Origin of the sequence: Xanthomonas sp. SHU 308 (genome assembly GCF_000364645.1) — a bacterium.
GTDB lineage: Bacteria > Pseudomonadota > Gammaproteobacteria > Xanthomonadales > Xanthomonadaceae > Xanthomonas_A > Xanthomonas_A sontii.
On the sequence record NZ_AQOK01000009.1, the window covers coordinates 1 to 17,031 of the forward strand.

The 17,031-nt window shown below is 69.0% G+C and carries 19 protein-coding genes; 8 read left to right on the top strand and 11 right to left on the bottom strand.

Annotation, left to right across the window (positions count from 1 at the left end):
- From D588_RS0100465 to D588_RS0100485, 5 genes are all read left to right on the top strand, one after another.
- On the top strand, positions 1-431 hold a 431-nt coding region (locus D588_RS0100465), incomplete at its 5' end, for an energy transducer TonB (protein ID WP_017914582.1).
- 97 nt (positions 432-528) lie between these two features.
- The gene (gene exbB / locus D588_RS0100470) at positions 529-1,293 is read left to right on the top strand and encodes a TonB-system energizer ExbB (protein WP_010340667.1); all 765 of its coding nucleotides are present in this window, start codon (positions 529-531) and stop codon (positions 1,291-1,293) included.
- Between the two features lie 40 nt (positions 1,294-1,333).
- Positions 1,334-1,759, top strand: a complete 426-nt coding sequence (locus D588_RS0100475) for a biopolymer transporter ExbD (protein WP_010340666.1) — start codon at positions 1,334-1,336, stop codon at positions 1,757-1,759.
- Positions 1,760-1,762: 3 nt separating this feature from the next.
- Positions 1,763-2,176 (top strand): biopolymer transporter ExbD, encoded by a 414-nt coding sequence (locus D588_RS0100480; RefSeq protein ID WP_026143210.1) that lies wholly within the window; start codon positions 1,763-1,765, stop codon positions 2,174-2,176.
- A gap of 317 nt (positions 2,177-2,493) precedes the next feature.
- Positions 2,494-2,901, top strand: a complete 408-nt coding sequence (locus D588_RS0100485; RefSeq protein WP_010340664.1) for a biopolymer transporter ExbD — start codon at positions 2,494-2,496, stop codon at positions 2,899-2,901.
- A gap of 196 nt (positions 2,902-3,097) precedes the next feature.
- On the opposite strand, the gene D588_RS0100490 is transcribed toward D588_RS0100485, so the two are convergent.
- From D588_RS0100490 to cls, 3 genes are all read right to left on the bottom strand, one after another.
- A complete protein-coding gene (locus tag D588_RS0100490) occupies positions 3,098-3,850 on the bottom strand; it encodes a pyridoxine 5'-phosphate synthase (RefSeq protein ID WP_017914585.1) in 753 nt (250 codons plus the stop codon).
- A 13-nt stretch (positions 3,851-3,863) separates the two neighbouring features.
- Positions 3,864-4,130, bottom strand: a complete 267-nt coding sequence (locus tag D588_RS0100495; RefSeq protein ID WP_010340662.1) for a hypothetical protein — start codon at positions 4,128-4,130, stop codon at positions 3,864-3,866.
- 102 nt (positions 4,131-4,232) lie between these two features.
- Entirely contained in the window at positions 4,233-5,705 is a 1,473-nt protein-coding gene (gene cls / locus D588_RS0100500) for a cardiolipin synthase (protein ID WP_017914586.1), read from the bottom strand.
- A gap of 403 nt (positions 5,706-6,108) precedes the next feature.
- Here cls and D588_RS0100505 point away from each other — a divergent pair, with 403 nt between their 5' ends.
- Entirely contained in the window at positions 6,109-7,194 is a 1,086-nt protein-coding gene (locus tag D588_RS0100505; RefSeq protein ID WP_026143212.1) for a PA0069 family radical SAM protein, read from the top strand.
- Positions 7,195-7,391: 197 nt separating this feature from the next.
- On the opposite strand, the gene D588_RS0100510 is transcribed toward D588_RS0100505, so the two are convergent.
- The 7 genes from D588_RS0100510 to D588_RS0100540 all read right to left on the bottom strand — a co-directional run bounded on the left by D588_RS0100510 (position 7,392) and on the right by D588_RS0100540 (position 12,997).
- Positions 7,392-8,099, bottom strand: a complete 708-nt coding sequence (locus D588_RS0100510) for a 2OG-Fe(II) oxygenase (RefSeq protein WP_017911286.1) — start codon at positions 8,097-8,099, stop codon at positions 7,392-7,394.
- An 84-nt stretch (positions 8,100-8,183) separates the two neighbouring features.
- Positions 8,184-8,795, bottom strand: a complete 612-nt coding sequence (locus tag D588_RS0100515; RefSeq protein ID WP_017910083.1) for an NAD(P)H-dependent oxidoreductase — start codon at positions 8,793-8,795, stop codon at positions 8,184-8,186.
- Between the two features lie 169 nt (positions 8,796-8,964).
- Positions 8,965-9,237 carry a hypothetical protein gene (locus tag D588_RS0100520; protein ID WP_017910082.1) on the bottom strand — a complete coding sequence of 91 codons (273 nt, stop codon included), beginning with the start codon at positions 9,235-9,237 and terminating at the stop codon, positions 8,965-8,967.
- Positions 9,238-9,431: 194 nt separating this feature from the next.
- Positions 9,432-9,944 carry a hypothetical protein gene (locus D588_RS0100525; protein WP_198526716.1) on the bottom strand — a complete coding sequence of 171 codons (513 nt, stop codon included), beginning with the start codon at positions 9,942-9,944 and terminating at the stop codon, positions 9,432-9,434.
- Positions 9,945-10,025: 81 nt separating this feature from the next.
- Positions 10,026-10,349 (bottom strand): hypothetical protein, encoded by a 324-nt coding sequence (locus D588_RS0100530; RefSeq protein ID WP_017910080.1) that lies wholly within the window; start codon positions 10,347-10,349, stop codon positions 10,026-10,028.
- Between the two features lie 258 nt (positions 10,350-10,607).
- Positions 10,608-11,624: a class 1 fructose-bisphosphatase gene (locus D588_RS0100535; RefSeq protein WP_026143213.1), complete on the bottom strand. Its 1,017-nt coding sequence runs from the start codon at positions 11,622-11,624 to the stop codon at positions 10,608-10,610.
- 170 nt (positions 11,625-11,794) lie between these two features.
- Positions 11,795-12,997 carry an amino acid aminotransferase gene (locus tag D588_RS0100540; RefSeq protein WP_026143214.1) on the bottom strand — a complete coding sequence of 401 codons (1,203 nt, stop codon included), beginning with the start codon at positions 12,995-12,997 and terminating at the stop codon, positions 11,795-11,797.
- A gap of 130 nt (positions 12,998-13,127) precedes the next feature.
- Here D588_RS0100540 and D588_RS0100545 point away from each other — a divergent pair, with 130 nt between their 5' ends.
- Both D588_RS0100545 and D588_RS0100550 read left to right on the top strand, forming a co-directional pair.
- Entirely contained in the window at positions 13,128-15,254 is a 2,127-nt protein-coding gene (locus tag D588_RS0100545) for a TonB-dependent receptor (protein WP_026143215.1), read from the top strand.
- A gap of 440 nt (positions 15,255-15,694) precedes the next feature.
- A complete protein-coding gene (locus D588_RS0100550) occupies positions 15,695-16,114 on the top strand; it encodes a hypothetical protein (protein ID WP_017910076.1) in 420 nt (139 codons plus the stop codon).
- Between the two features lie 122 nt (positions 16,115-16,236).
- Here D588_RS0100550 and D588_RS0100555 read toward each other — a convergent pair whose 3' ends face one another.
- Entirely contained in the window at positions 16,237-17,001 is a 765-nt protein-coding gene (locus D588_RS0100555) for an SDR family oxidoreductase (RefSeq protein ID WP_017914591.1), read from the bottom strand.
- Between the last annotated feature and the right edge of the window lie 30 nt (positions 17,002-17,031).

Consider the following 17,031-nt stretch of genomic DNA (forward strand, 5'->3'; position numbering starts at 1 on the left):
CTCCGCCGCCGCCGGTGAAGAACCTCGCGCCGCCGAAGCCGACCCCGCTGCCGCCGCCGCCGGAAGCCCCGGTGATCGACGTGCCGGAGCCGCGCCCGAACGACGTGGCCACCCCGCCGTCGCCGCCTGCGCCGCCGGCCGCACCCTCGGACATCAGCGCTAGCGTCGATATCTCGTCGAAGAACATGAACCCGCCGAAGTACCCGCCGGCTGCATTCCGGTCGGGCGCGCAGGGCGAGGTGATCCTGATCATCGATGTCGATGCCAGTGGTAACGTCACGAACGTTGCCGTCGAGAAATCCAGCCGCAACCGCGACCTGGACCGCGCCGCCATGGAAGCAGCGCGCAAGTGGCGGTTCAATGCCGCTGTCGTCAATGGACAGAAGACCGCCGGCCGCGTCCGCGTCCCGGTCAACTTCGCGCTGAACTGATACAAAGGTTGCGCGGACCGGCGCACCGCCGGTCCGCAGACCCTGTCTACTCTTTGCACCACCCTCATCACCACCACACACAACAAAGGTAAGCGTCATGCTGCAGGAAATTTTCATCGCCGCTGCTGCGGGGGGCAACAACGCATCGAACGCCCTGTCGCAGATGGGCTTCGAGCACCTGATCACCGAAATGACCTCCAAGCCGGGTGACTTCGCCGTCTCCTGGGTGGTGCTCATCACCCTGATCATCATGTCCGCCTCGTCCTGGTACTGGACGATCATCAACATCTTCCGCGCCACCCGTCTGAAGAGCCAGGCCGACCGCGTCACCAGCCTGTTCTGGGACACCCCGAACGCCCAGGACGCCATCCGTGCGATGGAAGAGCAGCCGGCCTCCGAGCCGTTCTCGAAGATCGCCCTGGACGCTGCGCAGGCCGCCGCGCACCACCAGCGCGCCGAAGCCGGCACCGGCACCGGCCTGGGCGAGACCCTGAGCCGTTCGGAGTTCGTCGACCGCGCCCTGCGTCAGGCCGTGACCCGCGAAAGCACCAAGCTGCAGTCGGGCATGACCCTGCTGGCGACCGTCGGTGCGACCGCGCCGTTCGTCGGTCTGCTGGGTACGGTGTGGGGCATCTACGGTGCGCTGATCAAGATCGGTGCCACCGGCTCCGCCTCGATCGACGCCGTGGCCGGCCCGGTCGGTGAAGCGCTGATCATGACCGCGATCGGTCTGTTCGTCGCGATCCCGGCCGTGTTCGCCTTCAACTTCTTCAGCAAGGTCAACAGCTCGGTGATCGCCAAGTTCGACACCTTCGCTCACGACCTGCACGACTTCTTCGCCACCGGTTCGCGCGTTCGCTGATCCCGGCTAAGTCGTCCACGCAACGTTAACGGAGCCCGTTATGGCTTTCAGTAGTGGTAACAGCGGCGGCCCCATGGCCGACATCAACGTCACGCCCCTCGTGGACGTGATGCTGGTGCTGCTGATCATCTTCATCATCACGGCACCGCTGATGTCCCACAAGGTCAAGGTGGAACTGCCCCAAGCCAACTTGAAGCAGGATCCGGACAAGGACGACAAGCGTTCGAATCCGATCACCCTGGCGGTCAAGGAGGACGGGTCGCTGTACTGGAACGATGAGCCGATTTCCAAGGAAGCCCTGGAATCGCGCTTCTCGACCGCTGCACAGCAGACCCCGCAGCCGCCGCTCAACCTGCGTGGCGACCGCACCACCAAGATGCGCACGATCAACGAGATCACCAAGATCGCGCAGAGTCAGGGCATGCTGGACGTCGGCTTCGTTGCGACCAAAGAGAAGGGGAACTGAGCCATGGCGTTCAGCTCAGGAGGCGGCCGTGGTCCCATGGCCGACATCAACGTCACGCCGCTGGTCGACGTGATGCTGGTGCTGTTGATCATCTTCATCGTGACCGCGCCGATCATGACGTATCCGATCGACGTGGATCTGCCGCAACGGGTCATCAACCCGCCGCCGCAGTTGCGCGATCCGCCGCCGCCGATCGATCTGCGGATCGATGCGTCGAACCAGGTGTTCTGGAACAACAGCCCGGTGGCGGTGACTGCGCTCCCGCAGATGATGGAAAACGAAGTCCAGCGCGATCCGACCAACCAGCCGGAACTGCGCATCGATGCCAATCCGGATTCCGAGTACGAAGTGATGGCCAAGGTGCTGGCCGCCGCCAAGAACTCGGACATGAAGAAGATCGGCTTCGTGCAGCAATAAGCTTCACCGCAATTCGCTTCACCGCAATACCTCAGTCATGACGCGACTGCAAACGCCACCGGCAACGGTGGCGTTTTTTTGTGCGTGCACGGTTGGCTGCACTGCCCGCTGCGACGATGCCTGCCCGCGGTCCTGCGTGTGGCGCGTCGCCTCGTCCGCCTGGCCGGGCGTGCTTCGCGCTCGCCTGCTCGCCTCCCGGCCTGAGCAGTCCGATGCGGGACCACTCCCGGGCCTGCCCGCCTGTCGCCGCCCCTCGCATCCCGCCGCGCCGCGGGTGTAGGCTGGTGACGCGACACCACACCCACAGGAGGCTGGTTATGGCGTTCAGTGCTGCAGGGAATCGGGGACCGCTGGCGGAGATCAATGTCACCCCGCTGGTCGATGTGATGCTGGTGCTGTTGATCATCTTCATCGTCACCGCGCCGATGCTGACGCGGACGATCACCATGGACCTGCCGCAGCGGACGCCGGCACTTTCCAGGCCCTTGCCGCCACCGGACCCGATCCAGTTGCGCCTGGACGCCAGTGGCCAGTTGTTCTGGAATGCCGCGCCGCTGGCCTTGCGCGATCTGCAGCCCCGGCTGCAGGAAGCGATGGCGCAGGCGGCCGGCAATCCGCCCGAACTGCGCATCGATGCCAGCCCGGACGCCGACTACGAGGCCATGGCCAAGGTGCTGGCGGCGGCCAAGAACGCCGACGTCCAGCGCATCGGTTTCGTGCAGTAACAGGCGGTCTGTGGTGCGACGCCACCATTGCCGGTGGCGTCGCGTGCGTCGGGAACTCGCGCGTTTCCGCTTGCGGGAGGCAGCGGAACGCCCAGGTTGATCGGATTGCGCCGATCGCGACAACCTTGCTGTACGCGATCGCTGCGCCCGCGACGCGGGCAAGTTCCAGGGAGCCAGGCCGCGCTGCCGGCCTCGCTCAGCGTGCCCCGGCCAGCACCGCCAGATACGCCTTCACCGTGGCGTCGAGCCCGGCGTAGAGCGCCTCGCCGATCAGCGCGTGGCCGATCGACACTTCCAGCACCTGCGGCACCGTCTCCAGGAACGCGCCGAGATTGGCCTGGGCCAGATCGTGGCCGGCGTTTACGCCGAGCCCGGCAGCCTGCGCGCGGCGTGCGGCAGCAGCGAACGGCGCGGCCGCGGCACTGTCGCCCTGCTCCCAAGCGGCGGCATAGGGTCCGGTGTACAACTCGATGCGGTCGGCGCCCAGTTCGGCCGCCACCGCCAGGTCGGGGTTGTCGGCATCGACGAACAGGCTGACCCGGCAGCCCAGGGCTTTCAGTTCGGCGATCAGCGGGCGCAGACGCTCGCTGTCGCGGCCGAAGTCGAAACCGTGGTCGGAGGTGAGCTGGCCGTCGCCGTCGGGCACCAGGGTGGCCTGCGCCGGGCGGGTCTGCGCGCACAGGGCGATCAGTCCCGGGTAGCCGGGACGCGGCGGCGCGAACGGGTTGCCCTCGATGTTGAATTCGACGCCGCGCTCGCGGGTCAGTTCGGCCAGCGCCAGCACGTCCTCGGCATGGATGTGGCGCCGGTCCGGGCGCGGGTGCACGGTGATGCCGTGCGCGCCGGCGTCCAGGCAGGCACGCGCGGCGTCGAGCACGCTGGGCAGGTCGCCGCCGCGCGAATTGCGCAGCACCGCGATCTTGTTGACGTTGACACTGAGCTTGGTCATCGCCGACGGGCGCTTACGGCGCCGCGGCGTCGTCGCTGGCGGCGGCTGCGGCGCGGCGCGCCTCGGCCTGCTCGCGCAGCCGGCGCAGTTCGGCCGGGTCGATCATCGGCATGGCATCGCGCTGGCTGGCGTCGCCGATCTTGGCCACGTACCAGCCGCGCGCCCAGGCCAGCAGGAACGCCAGCGCGGCCAGCAGGCTCACCACCAGCAACCACATGTGCGGCGTCGTGAACGCCAGAACGAAAGCACCCAGTGCGAGCGGCAGAAAGAGCCAGTACATGACGATCTCCCCAAGGATGGCGCAGTGTAGCGCCGCCGGGCGTGCCGGTTCCACGTGGCGTGGCGGCCGGCGCGCGCCGCTCCCGGCGCCGGGGCGCCGCGCTTACAGCAGCGGCGAGGTCAGCCGTGCCACCGCCTCCGGCAGCCGGTAGCGCCACAGCGAGCGCTTGCGGTCGTCGCGCACGCGCACCGCGTCGGCCATCTCGCCTTCCAGCAGCTCGGCCAGTTGCCGGGTCAGCCCGCGATCGCGGAACAGCGTGGCGACCTCGAAGTTGAGGCGGAAACTGCGGTTGTCGAAGTTGGCGCTGCCGACCAGGCACAGGTCCTCGTCGGTGATCAGCGCCTTGGTATGCAGCATGCGCGGGCCGTACTCGTAGATCCGCACGCCGGCCTGCAGCAGTTCGTCGAAGTAGGAGCGCGCGGCCAAGGTCACCAGCCGCGAATCGCTGCGCTTGGGCACCAGCAGGCGCACGTCCAGCCCGCCCAGCGCCGCCGAGGTCAGCGCCATGCGCGCGGCCTCGCCCGGCACGAAATACGGCGTGACCAGCCATACCCTCCGCTGCGCCTCGTAGATCGCCGCCACCTGCAGGCGGTGGATGCTCTCCCACGACGAATCCGGCCCCGAGACCAGCACCTGCGCCTGGATGCTGCCTGCATCGCGGCTGGGCATGTCGCTGGGCCAGATCCGCGCCATGTCGAAGGCATCGCGGCCCTGGCGGGTGGCGTACAGCCAGTCCTCCACGAACACCAGCTGCAGGCTGCGCACCACGTGGCCCTCGCAGCGCAGGTGCAGGTCGCGGTAGGCGTCGGCGCGCAGCGCCTCGTTCTCCTCGTCGGTGACGTTGATGCCGCCGGTGAAGGCGATGCGGCCGTCGATCACCACGATCTTGCGGTGGGTGCGCAGGTTGACCCAGGGCCGCTTGAACTTGAACGGCCGCAGCAACTGGGTGGGATGGAACCAGGCCACCTCGGCGCCGGCCTCCAGCAGTGGCCGCAGGAAGCGCTTGCGCACCTGCGAGGAGCCGACCGCATCCAGCAGCAGGCGCACCCGCACCCCGGCGCGGGCGCGCTCGACCAGCGCGTCGCGGATGCGCGTGCCGGTGCGGTCGGGATTGAAAATGTAGTACTCCAGGTGCACGTGGTGCTGGGCGGCACCGATGTCGCGCACGATCGCCTCGTAGGTGGCGGCGCCGTCGACCAGCCACTGCACCGCGGTGGCCGAACTCGGCGCCAGGCCGGTGGTGGCCTGGGCGATCTTGGCCAGCTCGGTACAGTCGGCGTCGGGTGGGCACACGCTGCTGTAGTGCTCCATGCCCGAGCGCGAGCGGCCGCGGCGCAGGCGCTGCCGCTTCACCTTCTGCGGGCCCAGCAGGTAGTAGATGACGAAGCCCAGGTAGGGCAAGGCGGCCAGCGACAGCACCCAGCTCAGCGTCGCCGCCGGCTCGCGCTTCTGCAGCACGATCCAGCCGCTCAGCCACAGGATGTACAGCAGGTAGGCGGCGGTGAGGTAAGCGCCGATGTGCGGGATGCCGGTCAGCCGGTCCCAGGTGTTCTGCAGAGTCGCGATCACGAGCATCGGCGGATTCTAGAGGGTGACGCGGAGGTTGCGGCGAAGGCGATGCCGGCCCGGCACCGCGGCGACTGCCCGGATCGCATGGGTTTGCGGTCTGGCGCGCTGGCAGCCATCCGCTCTGCGACCCTGCGCTGCACTGCGGGTGCATGACAGCAGGCGTTCGCGGCAACCGAGTGACGCCAAGGCGACGGCGTTCGCGTGCGCCCGCGACGAGGCCCCGGTTCGGCGAATGGCAGCGTCATCGCCGAAGAGCGGCACGCCCCCGGCCCGCCGTGGAACGTCGATCTGCTGCGCCGCCGTGGGCAACGGGCGGAGGTTAGCCAAGCTGCCTGCGTGGCCTGAAAGATTCAGCGCCGCCGTCGGTGCCGTCGCATCCGCCGAGACGGCGGCCGCGTAGCCTATGCCGATGAGCACCGCCATCAAGGGCCGCGGCGCCGGCAGCCATCTGCCGGGCCGCTTCGAACGGACCGTCAGCCAGGCCGAGGACGACGGCTGGCACACCGACGACAGCGAGGAATTCGCTGCCCCGCGCCTGCGCACCCAGGTGAGCGAGGAGACCGCACGCAGCATCATCAGCCGCAACCAGTCGCCGGATGTGGGGTTCGCGCAATCGGTGAACCCGTACCGCGGCTGCGAGCACGGCTGCAGCTACTGCTTCGCCCGCCCCAGCCACGCCTATCTGAACCTGTCGCCGGGGCTGGATTTCGAGACGCGGCTGTTCGCCAAGACCAATGCCCCAGAGCTGCTGCGCCGTGAGCTGGCCAAGCCCGGCTACGTGCCCAGCCCGATCGCGCTGGGCATCAACACCGACGCCTACCAGCCGATCGAGCGCAAGCTGCAGCTGACCCGGCGCCTGATCGAGGTCTTCGCCGAGACCCGCCACCCGTTTTCGCTGATCACCAAGAACGCGCTGGTCGAGCGCGACCTGGACCTGCTGGCGCCGCTGGCCCGCGACAACCTGGTCAGCGTGCACTTCTCCGTGACCTCGCTGGACCCGCGACTGTCGGCCAGGCTGGAGCCGCGCGCCTCGGCGCCGCACGCGCGGCTGCGGGCGATGCGTACGCTGCATGAGGCCGGCGTGCCGGTCGGGGTGATGGTGGCGCCGGTGATCCCGTGGATCAACGATCACGCGCTGGAAGCGGTGCTGGAGGCGGCCCGCGAGGCCGGTGCCGAGTCCGCCGGCTACGTGCTGCTGCGCCTGCCGCACGAGGTGGCGCCGCTGTTCCGCGACTGGCTGCAGGCGCACCATCCCGACCGCGCCGCGCACGTGATGAGCACGGTGCAGCAACTGCGCGGCGGCAAGGACTACGACAGCACCTTCGGCAAGCGCATGCGCGGCGAAGGCGTCTACGCCGACCTGCTGGCACGGCGCTTCGCGCTGGCGCACAAGCGGCTGGGTTATGCCGAGTCCCCGCGCCGCCGCCTGGACTGCAGCCACTTCGTCAAACCGTTGCCGCCGCGCCCGCCGTCGCCGCAGGGTGTGTTGTTTTGAGCGGGGATTGGGGATTCGGGATTGGGGATTCGTAATGGGGCAGGGATTCGGAATTCGGGATTGGGGATTAGCAAGAGCGGCGCGTCGCGGCGGCCCGACGCAGCCACTGCAATTCAGCCACCAAGAAAGCAGCTTTTACGAATCCCCAATCCCCACTCCCGAATCCCTGCTTTTGACGAATCCCCATTCCCCATTCCCTATTCCCTGCCGTAAAGCGCCTGCGCCGACTGGAACAGGATCCAGCTCGTCGCGATGAACTTGTCGCCGCGTTGCGGGCGGTTGCCGCGGTGGGTGTGGGTGAAGGCGGTCGGGGCGATCAGCAGGCTGCCGGCGCGCGGGACGATCTTGCGCTGCTGGAACAGGAACTCGGTCTCGCCCTCGTCGAAATCGTCGTTGAGGTACAGGGTCCACAGCAGGTGCCGGTGCAGGGTCTCGGCACTCGGATCGCGCGGGTACAGTTCGCAGTGCCAGTACGGGTAGCCGCCCTCGCCCGCTTCGTACCACTGCAGGTTGATCGCGCCCGGGCGCAGGCAGGTGCGCGCCAGGTTGGACAGCGCGGCGTCGTCGAGCAGGGCGAAATCGTCGGCGCCGAGCCGGTGCGGCTGGCCGTCGGCGCCGGGCACCTGCAGCATCAGCGGCGAGATCAGGGTCTGCGGGTACTTGCGCAGGTAGCCGAGCAGCCCGCCGAACACGGCCTGCTGCAGCCGCTGTTCCACGTCGCGCCACGGTTCCAGGCCGCTGATGCGCAGGTCGCGGCTGCGCTTGAGCTCGGGGAACACGCCGCTGCCGACCTCGCCGGGCCGCAACTGGGTGCTGCCGCGCAGGCGGCGCAGGATGGCGGCGCAGTCCTCGCGGGACATGGCGCCATCGAACACTTCGATGAAATCGGGATGCAGGTCGGACATCGCGCGACCTTACCAGCGATTTCGCAGGGTTGCAGCCGCAGCGCAGCGGCTCCGTGCCACTGGCGCTCCGACGCGGCGGAACGCTCAGGCCAGCGGCGGCGGGTACGGATTGGCCTTGAGCAGGCGCGCCAGGTGCGCGGCGTTGCTGGCGGCGGTCTTGATGGTGTCGGCCAGCACCTTCGGCGTCTGCTTCAGGTCCTGGTAGTCGGTGCTGCCCATCGCCTCGCCGACCCAGTAAGGCGGGCTGCCGGCGGCGACGCTGAAACCGAAGTCGGTCAGCCCCTGGTAGAGATCGGCACTGACCTTGTGCGCGCCATCCTCGTTGCCCACCACCGCGACCATGGCCACGCGGTTGAAGGTCGGATACACGCCGTCGTCGCCGATTTCGCCGAGGAACGCATCCATGCGCTCCAGCACGCGTTGCGCCAGGCTCGAGGGATGACCGACCCAGATCGGCGTGGCCAGCACGACGATGTCTGCGTCCAGCACGCGCTGGCGCAGCTGCGGCCAGGCATCGCCGTCGCCTTCGTCGGCACGTACGCCGGGGCGCACGTCGAAGTCGGCCACACGCGCCGAATCGCCCTGCACGCCGTGCGCGGCCAGTGCCTGCAGGATCTGATCCAGCAGGCGTTGGGTGGACGAGGGCGCAGTGCCGCGCTTGAGCGAGCAGTTCAGGCCGAAGGCGCGCAGGGACATGGTCCGACTCCGTCAGTAAAACCTCACTGTGGATCGGGCGCGATGGGCCTGACGTCGCGATGGCGTGCAAGGGTCGTGAGCGCTGCGGCACCGCAAACGTGCACCGAGCGCGGTCCGCCGCCGCGATCGCCCATCGCGCACCGACCAGGCGTGCGGGCGTTGTCGATGGCTAGGAGCGCTTGGATGACCCGGGCGTGCCGCGGATCGCGATGCCCAGCAGCGCCAGCCACACCGCCAGCGCCAGCAGGGTCGGCAGCTCGAAGCGGCTGGAGTTGTACAGGGTGAAGCTGCGGGCGGCGAAGAACAGCAGCGTCCACAGCGCCAGGTTGACCAGCACGATGCGCCGCCGCCAGCGGTGGCGGGTGAACAGCGCGATGACGGTGGGCATCAGCGCGACCGGTGCGGTGGCGAAGAAGAACAACACGACGAGGGTCTGGTTCATGGGGTTCCTCCCGCCCGGGACGACCAGGTGCACGCGACGACCGCCGGCGATCAACGCGCTCTGCTGTCGCCGGACGCCGCTACCCTACCGCAGCCAGGGCGTCAGGCAACCGCCGGCACGTCGCCAGCGGCGCAAACGAGCGGTGTCGCAGCAGACGCACTGTCGTGCGTCATGACGAGTGCCGCTCCCACGCCTCAGTGCGCCGCACTCGCTGGCCAGACCCGATCGACCAGGTCGCCGATTTCGATCGGCGACTGTTCGCCTTCCGCAGCACGCTGCCAGGCCGCTGGCGATGGATCTTGGCGCTGGGTCGGCGGCGCGTCCCACAGCGTGACATTGAGCGCGAACACCACCACACCGCCCTTGGCCTGGAATGGCGGTACCCGCTCCAGAGCGGTGATCAGCGTGTTTGCCATCGCATCGGGCAGTGCAGGTGTCACATCCAGCCAGACCCGGGACCGGCCGCCAGGACGGACCGCCACGGCCACGAAGCCGGCGGCCGGTCGGGGTGTGGCGACCCGCACCAGTTCGCGCGACGCCGTGGCATTGAGCGCTTTCACATATGCCGCCAGGTCTTCGACGCTCTCGGCGCGATCGCGCATCACCGATTCCGGCTGCAGCAGCATGAGGTTCTGCATGCGAAAGGGTTCGGCGGCCGACAGCGCTCCGCTCGACATCATCGCCACCAGCATCAGGCACCAGCGCATCGGAACCTCCCTGTTCGTCTTGATCGGCGCATCCTGCCGCATCGCCGCGCGCCCGGCCAGGGACGCGGTAAGCGTCGGGGATCAGTACAGCAGATCGACGTAGTGGATCTTCTTCGCGCCGAAACCGCCACAGCCCTCGCTGGTCGTGTACTGCAGCACGACCTGAGTCCTGGACGTGGCGGCGGAGAGAATGGCCGAATACTTTTCCTTGGCGATGGCGTCCGCGGAAAAATCGATCACCCAGCGTCCATCGGACGCGCACTCGTTGTTGGTCGGCTGGTTCTCCAGCCAGACCGAAGCGTAGTTGGATTCGACCACGACGCGGGTGATCTTCCCCTGTTGCGTGGTGTCGGCACAGGCCACACCCGAGACGAGCAGCAGCAACAGCCCGAAGACATGTTTCATTGCATTTCCCCTGTTTGAGTTTTCTACCGCCATCGGCGCTGCGGCAGTGAGCGCACACCATCGAACCAAGACGCCGCCCCGAAGCGACTGCGCCGCTACGGGACGATCTCGCCCCCCAATCGCAATGTGCCGCCTGTAGCGGCCTCCCCTTGCACCGACCGCGACCATGCCGGCGATGCGGCACCGAGGATACGGCGGTGCTGGCGACAGCCGCCATCGTCCAGAGCCCCCGGACACGCGGCTGCCGCGCCACCACGCTCAGCCGTGGTGGCTGTCGTGCTCCAGGTGATACCGCACCGCCTCGGCCACTTCGTTCTTCGAGCCCAGGAACACCGGCACGCGCTGGTGCAGTTGCTCCGGCTGCAGGCCGAGGATGCGTGCGCGGCCGGTGCTGGCGGCGCCGCCGGCCTGCTCCACCAGCATGCCCATCGGGTTGGCTTCGTACATCAGCCGTAGCTTGCCGGCCTTGCCTGGGTCTTTCTTGTCCCAGGGATAGATGAAGATGCCGCCGCGGGTGAGGATGCGATGCACGTCGGCGACCATGCTGGCGATCCAGCGCATGTTGAAGTTCTTGCCGCGCACGCCTTCGCTGCCGGCCAGCAGGTCGGCCACGTACTGCTGCATCGGCGCTTCCCAGTGGCGCTGGTTGGACATGTTGATCGCGAACTCGGCGGTGTCCTCGGGGACGCGCATGTCGGCCTGGGTCAGCAGGAAGCTGCCTTCCTCGCGCTCCAGGGTGAAGGCATGGGTGCCGTGGCCCAGGGTCAGCACCAGCATCGTGCTGGGGCCGTAGATGCAGTAGCCGGCGGCGACCTGCGCGGTGCCTGGCTGCAGGAAGTGCTCGTCGCCGGGCTTGTCGGTGCCTGGGGGCGCGCGCAGCACCGAGAAGATGGTGCCGACCGAGACGTTGACGTCGATGTTGGAGCTGCCGTCCAGCGGATCGAACAGCAGCAGGAAATCGCCGCTGGGGTACTTGTCGGGCACCGGCTGGCAGTGGTCCATCTCTTCCGAGGCGCAGGCGGCGAGGTGGCCGCCCCAGGCGTTGGCTTCGAGCAGGATGTCGTTGCTTAGCACGTCCAGCTTCTTCTGCGCTTCGCCCTGCACGTTGCCGGTGCCGGCATCGCCGAGCACGCCGCCGAGGGCGCCCTTGCTGACCGCGATGGAGATGCGCTTGCAGGCGCGGGACACGATCGTGATGAGCTGGCGCAGCTCCGGGCCGATACGCCCGGCATGCTGTTCTTCGATCAGGAAGCGGGTCAGCGACGTTCGCGACATGGGCAGGACGGCCTTGCGTGAGAAGGGGGCCGCCATTGTCGCGGGTTGCGCGGTAGATTTCGATCAATGGTGTTTCGCGACCATGCCGGCGCGGGCCGACACGGCCACCATGCAGGCACAAAAAAAGCCGGAAGCGCAGGCGCTTCCGGCTCGGTGCGGGACCGCAGGGCTCAGCCCTTGTGCACGGTCGCCACGGCCTGGGTCACGTAGTCCAGGTTCTTCTGGCTCAGCGCGGCCACGCAGATGCGGCCGGTGCCGACCGCGTAGATGCCGAACTCCTCGCGCAGCCGGTCCACCTGCGCCTTGCTCAGGCCCGAGTAGGAGAACATGCCGGCCTGCTGCTGGATGAAGCCGAACTCCGGCGCGCCTAGGGCGGCCAGCTTCTGCACCATGCCGGCGCGCAGGGCGTGGATGCGCTCGCGCATCTCGGTCAGTTCCTGCTCCCACATCGCGCGCAGTTCCGGGCTGTTGAGCACCCCGGCGACCAGCGCGGCGCCGTGCGTGGACGGGCTGGAGTAGATGGTGCGGATGATGCGCTTGACCTGCGACTGCACCGCCTTGCTCTCGGCAGCATTCGCCGAGACCACCGACAGCGCGCCGACGCGCTCGCCGTACAGCGAGAACGACTTGGAGTAGGAACTGGCGACCACGTAGTTGTCGATGCCGACCTCGGCCAGCAGGCGCACCGCGTAGGCGTCGGCGTCGATGCCCTTGTCGAAGCCCTGGTAGGCGATGTCCACGAACGGGAACAGGTTGCGTTCCTTCAGCAGCTCGGCCACGGTGCGCCACTGCGCCTGGCTCAGGTCGGCGCCGGTCGGGTTGTGGCAGCACGCGTGCAGCAGCACCACGCTGCCGGGGGCGAGCTGGCGCAGGTCGGCGAGCATGCCGTCGAAATTCAGGCCGTGGCTGGCCGGATCGAAATAGGTGTACTCGACCACGTCGAAGCCGGCGGCACCGAACACCGCGCGGTGGTTCTCCCAGCTCGGGTTGCTGATGGCGATGGTCGAGGTGGACAGCAGCTTCTTCAGCAGGTCCGCGCCCACGCGCAGCGCACCGCTGCCGCCGACGGTCTGCGAGGTGGCGACGCGGCCGGCGGCCAGCAGCGGCGACTCGGCGCCGAACAGCAGCTTCTGCGTGGCCAGGTCGTAGGCCGGCAGGCCGTCGATCGGCAGGTAGCCGCGCGGCCTGGCGTCCTGCGCCAGTTGCTGTTCGATCTGCTGCACCGCGCGCAGCAGCGGGATGCGGCCGTTTTCGTCGTAGTAGATGCCCACGCCCAGGTTGACCTTGGTCGGGCGGGAGTCGGCGTTGTAGGCCTCGGTCAGGCCCAGGATCGGGTCGCCTGGGACCTGTTCCACGTTTGCAAAGAAGGACACGGCGGTACTCGTTCGGTGGCGGAGGTGGGGGCCGGAAGGACCGGAGCCGGCGCGGTCAAACACCTCATCGTAACAAACGCTGCCGCGCTTGGCCGGGTGCGGCCGGGCGGCAGTTGGGCGATGATGGGCCATGTCATCTTCCCTGCCCTCCGCCCTGCTCTGCGGGGCCTGCGCCCTGGCGCTGTCGCCCCTGGTCCACGCCGCTCCCGGCGAGGATCCGGCCACCACCTTGCCAGTGCTCCAGGTCCAGGCCGCCCGCGTCGGCGGCGTGGCCGATTTCGACCTGCCGGCGTCGCTGACCACGACCGGCCTGGGCGACAGCGACCGCCTCGGCATACAGGCGTCCGAGGCGCTGGTCGGGGTGCCCGGCCTGCTCGCGCGCGATCGCCAGAACTATGCGCAGGACACCCAGCTGTCGATCCGCGGCTTCGGCGCGCGCTCGGCGTTCGGCGTGCGCGGCGTGCGCCTGCTGCTGGACGGCATCCCGGCGACGATGCCGGATGGCCAGGGCCAGCTATCCAACTTCAACCTGTTCGGCAGCGAGCGCGTCGAGGTGCTGCGCGGGCCGTTCTCGGCGCTGTACGGCAACTCTTCCGGCGGCGTGGTGCAGCTGTGGAGCGCCGACGGCCAGCCGGACGATCCGTGGCGGATGCGCAGTGCGATCGGCAGCCACGGTACCGCCGCCCTCAGCGCGCAGGCGCTGGGCCAGCAGGGGGACGTCCACTACAACCTGGCGGCCACCCATTTCAGCACCGACGGCTACCGCGACCATAGCCACGCCCAGCGCACCACCTTCAACGCCAAGATCGGCATCGACCTGGCGCCCGGGCGGCGCCTGGACCTGCTGCTCAACGCGCTGGAGGCGCCCGATGCGCAGGATCCGCTGGGCCTGAGCCGCGCCCAGGTCGCCGCCGACCCGCGCCAGGCCACCGCCGCCGCCGACCAGTTCGACACCCGCAAGTCCACCCGCCAGGTGCAGGCCGGCGCGATCTTCACCCAGCAGGTGGACCAGCAGACCTGGCGGCTGATGGGCTACGCCGGGCGCCGCGACGTCACCCAATACCTCTCGGTCCCGGTGGGCGCGCAGAGCAACCCGCTCAATGCCGGCGGCGTGATCGACCTGGACGGCGACTATGGCGGCCTCGACGCGCGCTGGGCCTGGCAGGGCGAACTGGACGGCCGCCCGTTCCAGTTCACCGTCGGCGCCAATGCCGACCGCCAGCAACAGCACCGCACCGGCTACGAGAACTTCGTCGGCAGCACGCTCGGGGTGAAGGGCCGGCTGCGCCGCGACCAGCAGGACCGGGTGGAGAACGTGGACCAGTTCGCCCAGGCCTGGTGGCAGTTCGCCGAGCGCTGGTCGCTGCTGGCCGGGCTGCGCCACAGCCAGGTGCGGTTCCGCTCGAACGACGCCTACATCGTCGGCCGCAATCCCGACGACAGCGGCCGCACCGACTATGCCGCGACCACGCCGGTGGCCGGGCTGGTGTTCCGCGTCACCGACGACCTGCGGCTCTACGCCTCGGCCGGGCGCGGGTTCGAGACCCCGACCTTCAACGAGCTGGGCTACCGCCGCGACGGCGGCGCCGGCCTGGCGCTGGACCTGGACGCCGCGCGCAGCCAGAACCTGGAACTGGGCGCGAAGTGGCGCAACGCCGCCGGCGCCCGTTGGGATGCGGCGCTGTTCCGCGCCACCACCGAGGACGAGCTGGCGGTGGCCAGCAACACCAACGGCCGCAGCACCTACCGCAACATCGGCCGCACCCGCCGCCAGGGCGCCGAGACCAGCCTGACCCTGCCGCTGGGCGCCAGTGCGCAACTGCAGGTGGCCTACACCTGGCTGCAGGCGACGGTGCGCCAGGCCTACCTGACCTGCGCCAGCAGCGGCTGCGCGAGGCCGACCGCGGTGGTGGCCGCCGGCACGCGCCTGCCCGGCGTGCCGCAGCAGCAACTGTTCGCGCGCTGGCAGTGGCAGCCGCGCGCCTGGCAATTCGCGGTGGAGGGCGTGGCCGCCGGCGACACCGTGGTCAACGACCTGGCCAGCGAGGCCGCGCCCGGCTACGCCCTGCTCAACCTGGAAGCGGCGCGGCGCTGGACCACCGCGCACGGCACCCTGCGCACCTTCGCGCGCATCGACAACGCGTTCGATCGCCGCTACATCGGCTCGGTCATCGTCAACGACGGCAACGGCCGTTACTACGAGCCGGGCCCCGACCGCAGCTACACGGTCGGCTTGCAGTGGGACTTGCCGCACTAGCGGCGAACGCCTGCCGGTCGGGCTAGCTTTCGCTCGCGGCTGCGTGGCGAGGCGGCTGCGCACCTGCTTGGTTCTGGCGACCACTCGGCGATGGCCTGCCGCAGCTGTTCGCCGATGACGGTCGACGCGTCCATCAGCATCTGCACCTGTCGAACGACGGCAAGTGCGAGGCGCAGATGCAGCGCGAGGCGAACGCGATAGCGGCACTGCGGAAGAAGGCGCCTGGTAGCCGCGTATGAATCATCCGAGGCGATGCCACGCCTGGATTGAGCGAACGCCAGGTGCCGCGCGTCTACACGCTGCGCCGCGCCTGCAAGTCGTCTACCAAACGCACTGCACCTGTCTACGCGAACCGGCGGCGGACGCTGGCGGCGTTCTTCGCGGCGGCGCTAGCGTAATGCCACCCCCGCATACCGCCACGCCTCTCCAGGAGACGCACCATGAGCACATCCGACGACAGCCGCGACAACGCCGGCACCAAGAGCAAACCCGCGTTGGCCGAAGGCGTCAGCGCCACGCCGTACCAAGGCACCTTCACGGTGGTCAATTGCACCGGCCAGACGATCAACAACGTCAGCGTCAAGCACACCTGCGGCAACTACATGGATCCGGCCGCTTCGGCGTCGCTGCCGCCGGGCGGTACGATCGCCTCCGTGCCGCTGCGGGCGCAGACCGGCTCCAACGACTACTGGAACCTGTCGTTCCAGATGAGCGACGGCAGCTCGCGTAGCCGCAACAGCAAGCAATGCAACTACGTGCAGAGCGACGCGCCGGGGACCTGCATCATCGCGCTGTACGCCAGCAGCTTCAGTGTGCTGACGCCGGTCAGCTCACCGTGCATGAACAACAGCTACGACTGAGCGATTGCATGCCCGGCCGCTGCTGTCGCGACGTCGGCAGCGGCAGGGCATTGCGCGCGGTGGCGAGCGTGCGCCTCGCCCCGCAGCGTGCGGGCGCGGCGACATCGCGACCGCCGTCCGCGTCAACTGCGCATGATCGATACCCCGCCGTCGACCAGCATCGCGCTGCCGGTCACGAACGCGGCTTCGTCCGAGGCCAGGAACAGCGCGGCCCGTGCCAGTTCGTCCGGCTGCGCCAGGCGTTTGAGCGCATGCAGCTGCGCGACCCGCGCCAGCGCTTCCGGCGTGCCGTTCATCGCCTCCGCCATCGGCGTGTGTGTGCCGCCCGGCAGCAAGGCGTTGACCCGGATCGCCTGCGGTCCGAACTCCGCTGCCAGCGCCTGGGTCAGGCCGATCAGGCCGGCCTTGCTGGCGGCATAGGCGGCGGTGCACGGGAAGCCGACGGTGTAGCCGACGAAGGTCGAGGTGAAGATCAACGACCCGCCGCCGCGTGCCAGCATCGCCGGAATCTGATGCTTGGCGCCGAAGAATGCGCCGCTCAGATTGGTATCGAGCGCGTCGCGCCAGGCCTGCGCCTGCAGTTGCGTGGTCGGCACCAGCGTGCCCAGGGTGCCGGCATTGTTGAAGCCGATGTCCAGCCCGCCGAAGCGCGTGTTCGCCAGCGCCACCAACGCCTGCGCATAGGCCTCCTCGCGGACGTCGCCGGCCAGCCACGCGGCGTGGCCGCCGGCGTCCTCGATCTCCGCGGCGAGCGTCTGCAGCAGCGCACCGCGGCGCGCGCCCAGCACTACGCAGGCGCCTTCGCGCGCGAACAGGTGCGCGGCGGCGTGGCCGATGCCGGAACTGGCGCCGGTGATGAGCGCGATCTTGCCGTGCAAGCGTTGCATGTGAAGCTCCATGGTGGCGAGGGAGCCTGG

Excerpts from the sequence above, each read along its gene's own strand:
- exbB (WP_010340667.1), top strand. The coding sequence starts at position 529 with ATGCTGCAGGAAATTTTCATCGCCGCTGCTGCGGGGGGCAACAACGCA.
- D588_RS0100475 (WP_010340666.1), top strand. The coding sequence starts at position 1,334 with ATGGCTTTCAGTAGTGGTAACAGCGGCGGCCCCATGGCCGACATCAAC.
- D588_RS0100480 (WP_026143210.1), top strand. The coding sequence starts at position 1,763 with ATGGCGTTCAGCTCAGGAGGCGGCCGTGGTCCCATGGCCGACATCAAC.
- D588_RS0100485 (WP_010340664.1), top strand. The coding sequence starts at position 2,494 with ATGGCGTTCAGTGCTGCAGGGAATCGGGGACCGCTGGCGGAGATCAAT.
- D588_RS0100490 (WP_017914585.1), bottom strand. The coding sequence starts at position 3,850 with ATGACCAAGCTCAGTGTCAACGTCAACAAGATCGCGGTGCTGCGCAAT.
- D588_RS0100495 (WP_010340662.1), bottom strand. The coding sequence starts at position 4,130 with ATGTACTGGCTCTTTCTGCCGCTCGCACTGGGTGCTTTCGTTCTGGCG.
- cls (WP_017914586.1), bottom strand. The coding sequence starts at position 5,705 with ATGCTCGTGATCGCGACTCTGCAGAACACCTGGGACCGGCTGACCGGC.
- D588_RS0100505 (WP_026143212.1), top strand. The coding sequence starts at position 6,109 with ATGAGCACCGCCATCAAGGGCCGCGGCGCCGGCAGCCATCTGCCGGGC.
- D588_RS0100510 (WP_017911286.1), bottom strand. The coding sequence starts at position 8,099 with ATGTCCGACCTGCATCCCGATTTCATCGAAGTGTTCGATGGCGCCATG.
- D588_RS0100515 (WP_017910083.1), bottom strand. The coding sequence starts at position 8,795 with ATGTCCCTGCGCGCCTTCGGCCTGAACTGCTCGCTCAAGCGCGGCACT.
- D588_RS0100520 (WP_017910082.1), bottom strand. The coding sequence starts at position 9,237 with ATGAACCAGACCCTCGTCGTGTTGTTCTTCTTCGCCACCGCACCGGTC.
- D588_RS0100525 (WP_198526716.1), bottom strand. The coding sequence starts at position 9,944 with ATGCGCTGGTGCCTGATGCTGGTGGCGATGATGTCGAGCGGAGCGCTG.
- D588_RS0100530 (WP_017910080.1), bottom strand. The coding sequence starts at position 10,349 with ATGAAACATGTCTTCGGGCTGTTGCTGCTGCTCGTCTCGGGTGTGGCC.
- D588_RS0100535 (WP_026143213.1), bottom strand. The coding sequence starts at position 11,624 with ATGTCGCGAACGTCGCTGACCCGCTTCCTGATCGAAGAACAGCATGCC.
- D588_RS0100545 (WP_026143215.1), top strand. The coding sequence starts at position 13,128 with ATGTCATCTTCCCTGCCCTCCGCCCTGCTCTGCGGGGCCTGCGCCCTG.
- D588_RS0100550 (WP_017910076.1), top strand. The coding sequence starts at position 15,695 with ATGAGCACATCCGACGACAGCCGCGACAACGCCGGCACCAAGAGCAAA.
- D588_RS0100555 (WP_017914591.1), bottom strand. The coding sequence starts at position 17,001 with ATGCAACGCTTGCACGGCAAGATCGCGCTCATCACCGGCGCCAGTTCC.